This is a genomic window from Mesorhizobium sp. M7A.F.Ca.US.005.03.2.1 (genome assembly GCF_003997795.1).
GTDB lineage: Bacteria > Pseudomonadota > Alphaproteobacteria > Rhizobiales > Rhizobiaceae > Mesorhizobium > Mesorhizobium ciceri.
This window is the reverse complement of the sequence record NZ_RZRP01000714.1, coordinates 1-3,297: the sequence shown is the minus strand read 5'-3', so window position 1 is coordinate 3,297 and position 3,297 is coordinate 1. Positions and strand designations below refer to the sequence as shown.

Below are 3,297 nucleotides of genomic sequence, written 5' to 3'. Positions count from 1 at the left end.
CTGTTCCATTCTGGCCGGTCCTCAGGGGACCGGCCATTTCGTGCCCTCCACCCTCGACGCCAGGCAAAACGCCGTCCCGGCGGCGCCGCTATGGTTTTTGCCAAAGAGCCGCGCTATCCCTTGGCCAGCGGGGGATAGTCATGGCCGACGAGCAAAAAGGGTTTCGCCTGTCGCGGCGATTGCTGCTGGGTGCGGCCGTCGTCGGCGGCGCGGTGCTGTGGGGCGGCAACACGGTGGCGCGGCTGGCACGCGGACCTTCGGGGCCGAAGAACGCAGGACGGATAGCCGATATAGACGGCTTCGCGCTGCCTCTGAAGCCGCTGGACAATGCGCCGGCCTTCGATGCGTCACTGCCCTGGTCGGCAAAGGGTGGTGACATCAACGATGCCAGCGGCCTGTCGATGACGCCGGTCTACGGCGTGGTCGAGGTCAGCGGGGACGAGCACATCGCCAAGGCCCTGGCCTTCGCGCGTGCCAATGGGCTGAAAATATCGCTGGCCGCCATCCGCCATTCCATGGGCGGGCATGCCTTCGACGACAACGCGCTGGTGCTCGACCTCAGAAAGTTCAACAGGGTCACCGTCGATGCGGCGGCCAAGACCATGACCTTGCAGCCGGGCGCGCGCTGGCACGACATCCAGAACCTTCTGCATCCGCACTTCGCGGTGAAGGCGATGCAGTCGACCGACATCTTCTCGGTCGGCGGTTCGCTGTCGGTCAATGCGCATGGCATGGACCACCAGGCGGGTTCGGTGGCGGGCTCGATCCGCTCGATGCGGGTGATGCTGGCCGACGGTTCGGTGACGACCTGCTCGCCCATCGAGAACACCGACCTGTTCCGCCACGTCGTCGGCGGTTACGGCCTGTTCGGCGTGGTGCTGGAGGCGACGCTCGATATCGTCGACAACGCCGTCTACCGCACCTCGCGCGAAATCATCAAATCGGACGATTTTCCGGAATTCTTCGCCAAGGTGCTGGAGCCGAACAAGGATATCGGCCTGTTCTACGGCCATCTGTCGACGGCGCCCGGCAATTTCCTCGAGGACATGATCGTCTACCGTTACGACAAGGTGGCCGAGCGGCCGCCGGCCGATCAGCCCGAGATCGGCGAACCGGGATCGGTCGGGTTGAAGCGGGTGATCATCAACCTGGCGAAATGGGGCAGCCTGTTCCAGGAATTGAAGTGGTTCACCGAAAAGACACTGGAGCCGAAATTCGAAAGCTGCACGGTGGCGCGCACCTCGGCCATGGCCGAGGGCGAGGCCTGTCTCGTCACCCGCAACAACCCGATGCACGATTCGGTGCCCTATCTGTTCAACGATCAGATGGAAGAGACCGACATCCTGCACGAATATTTTATTCCGCGTGCCGCCTATGTCGAATTCATCGCGGAAGCGCGCGAGATCCTGCGCAACCAGACGCTGCCGGTGCTCAATGCTTCGGTGCGCATCGTCCACAGGGAGGATGTGGCGCTGACCTACGCGCCGGAGCCGGCCTATTCGCTGGTGCTCTACGTCAACCAGCCGACCGATGCCGACGGCAATGCCAGGATGCGGGCGCTGACGCGGGCGCTGATCGACGTGACGATCAAGCATGGCGGGCGCTTCTTCCTGCCTTACCAGCTGCATTATACGGCCAGGGAATTGCTGGCCTCCTATCCCGAACTGCCGGCCTTCCTGGCGGCGAAGCGGCAGTATGACCCAACGGAACTGTTTTCCTCGACCTTCTACCGTGCCATCAAGGCGCTGAGCGGGGTGTCGTAAGAAGCAGGAGAACAGCCATGCGGATGGTATCGGCGGCGGCACTCACCCTCATCGCGCTGTGCGCCGGACCGGCCGGAGGCGAGGATCTCAAGGCCTTCAAGCTGACCATCGACGGCGTGACGGTCGATATCGATCCCGGCGAGAGCGCCGATGTGACGCTGCCCGGCGGCAAGCAGAGCAAGGTGACGCTCGCGCGCAACGACTTCGCTACCTTTTCCGGCAGCGATTTTTCCTTCGTCCACCCCAGCGGCATTTCGGTGACCAAGACCGATCTCGGCGATGACATCACGCAGTATCTGATGGCCTCGGCGCTGGGCACGATTGTCGTCGTGCAGGAGTATGGCGCCATGAATCCGGTGTCGCTCAACCAATTGATGCTGCAGGAGATGACCAGGGAATCGGTGCAGGCCGGCGCCAAGCTGACGCAGGGGCCGACCACGCGCAAACTCGCCGACGGCAAGGAATTGACCGGGATCCGGGCCGAGGTGAAGACACGCACCGACACCGCCGATTTCGAGATCGTCGGCTTCGGCCTGGCCGATCGGGGGCTGCTGTTCATCACCCGCATTGCCGGCGAGGATGCAGCGACCGAAAAGCCGCTTGTCGACAAGTTCTGGCAGAGCCTGAAAGTCAGGTTCAGGCCGGACTAGGATCGTGTCTCAGTTTGGATTTCGGCTGGGGTTTTGCGTAACGGCGGCTCAAGTTATTCTGAAGACCCTGGGTTGGAGATCCTGCAGCATGGCGAAGCTCATTTTCAGAATGAACCAGTCACTCGACGGCTATGTCGACCACCAGAAAATGCCGTCGGGCCCGACGATCTTTCGTCACTGGATAGAGCAAGTGCGCAATCTGAGCGGCAGTGTGTACGGTCGCGGCATGTACGAGGTCATGCGCTATTGGGACGAAGACCATGCTGAGTGGAGCGCGGAGGCGCATGAATTTGCGACGGCGTGGCGGAGCCAACCGAAGTGGGTTGTGTCGCGCTCTCTGAAGTCGGCCGGCCCTAACGCAACACTTGTCGCGGATGACGTCGAGGCGGTGATACGCGGGCTTAAGGCTGAGCTCGTCGGGGAGATTTCAGTTTCTGGACCAGGCCTGGCGCGAAGCCTGACCGACCTTGGTCTTGTCGATGCGTACCAACTCTACCTCCATCCGTTCGTGCTTGGTCATGGCAAGCCATTCTTCGCCGGCCCCCGGCCGCCGCTTCGCTTTGTGGCCAGCGATTTGATTGGCGACGACGTGATCAGGTTGACCTATGTGCCTGCCTGATCACGCGGTCGTCGAACCGAGACGCCAGCGGGCCTACAGCCCCTTCGGCATCAGGCCAGCCAGCCAGTTCACAGAGCGCTTCGCGGCGTCGGCGGTTGCCAAGGCGGCGCGGCCGAGATCGGTCTTGACCACGGCGTAGCCGCTCTTGGTGCGATAGAGCACACCGGTTCCGCCATCGACCACCTGTTCATAGGCAACGGGCCGGGCGGCGTCGGCTTCCATGGCGGTCGTCGGCGAACCGACCGAGATGCTCGGCCGGTGGCTG

Annotated in this window: 3 protein-coding genes and 1 pseudogene; 3 read left to right on the top strand and 1 reads right to left on the bottom strand. The window is 62.9% G+C overall.

All coding sequences use genetic code 11. The features are described from left to right. Positions 1 to 140: 140 nt before the first annotated feature. The 3 genes from EN991_RS28895 to EN991_RS28885 all read left to right on the top strand — a co-directional run bounded on the left by EN991_RS28895 (position 141) and on the right by EN991_RS28885 (position 3,032). Positions 141 to 1,763, top strand: a complete 1,623-nt coding sequence (locus EN991_RS28895) for an FAD-binding oxidoreductase (protein WP_127370029.1) — start codon at positions 141 to 143, stop codon at positions 1,761 to 1,763. Between the two features lie 17 nt (positions 1,764 to 1,780). Next, entirely contained in the window at positions 1,781 to 2,413 is a 633-nt protein-coding gene (locus EN991_RS28890; RefSeq protein WP_127370028.1) for a hypothetical protein, read from the top strand. Between the two features lie 88 nt (positions 2,414 to 2,501). Further along, positions 2,502 to 3,032 carry a dihydrofolate reductase family protein gene (locus EN991_RS28885; protein ID WP_127370027.1) on the top strand — a complete coding sequence of 177 codons (531 nt, stop codon included), beginning with the start codon at positions 2,502 to 2,504 and terminating at the stop codon, positions 3,030 to 3,032. 33 nt (positions 3,033 to 3,065) lie between these two features. Here EN991_RS28885 and EN991_RS28880 read toward each other — a convergent pair. Next, positions 3,066 to 3,297: pseudogene (locus tag EN991_RS28880) on the bottom strand (hypothetical protein); the annotation flags it as partial.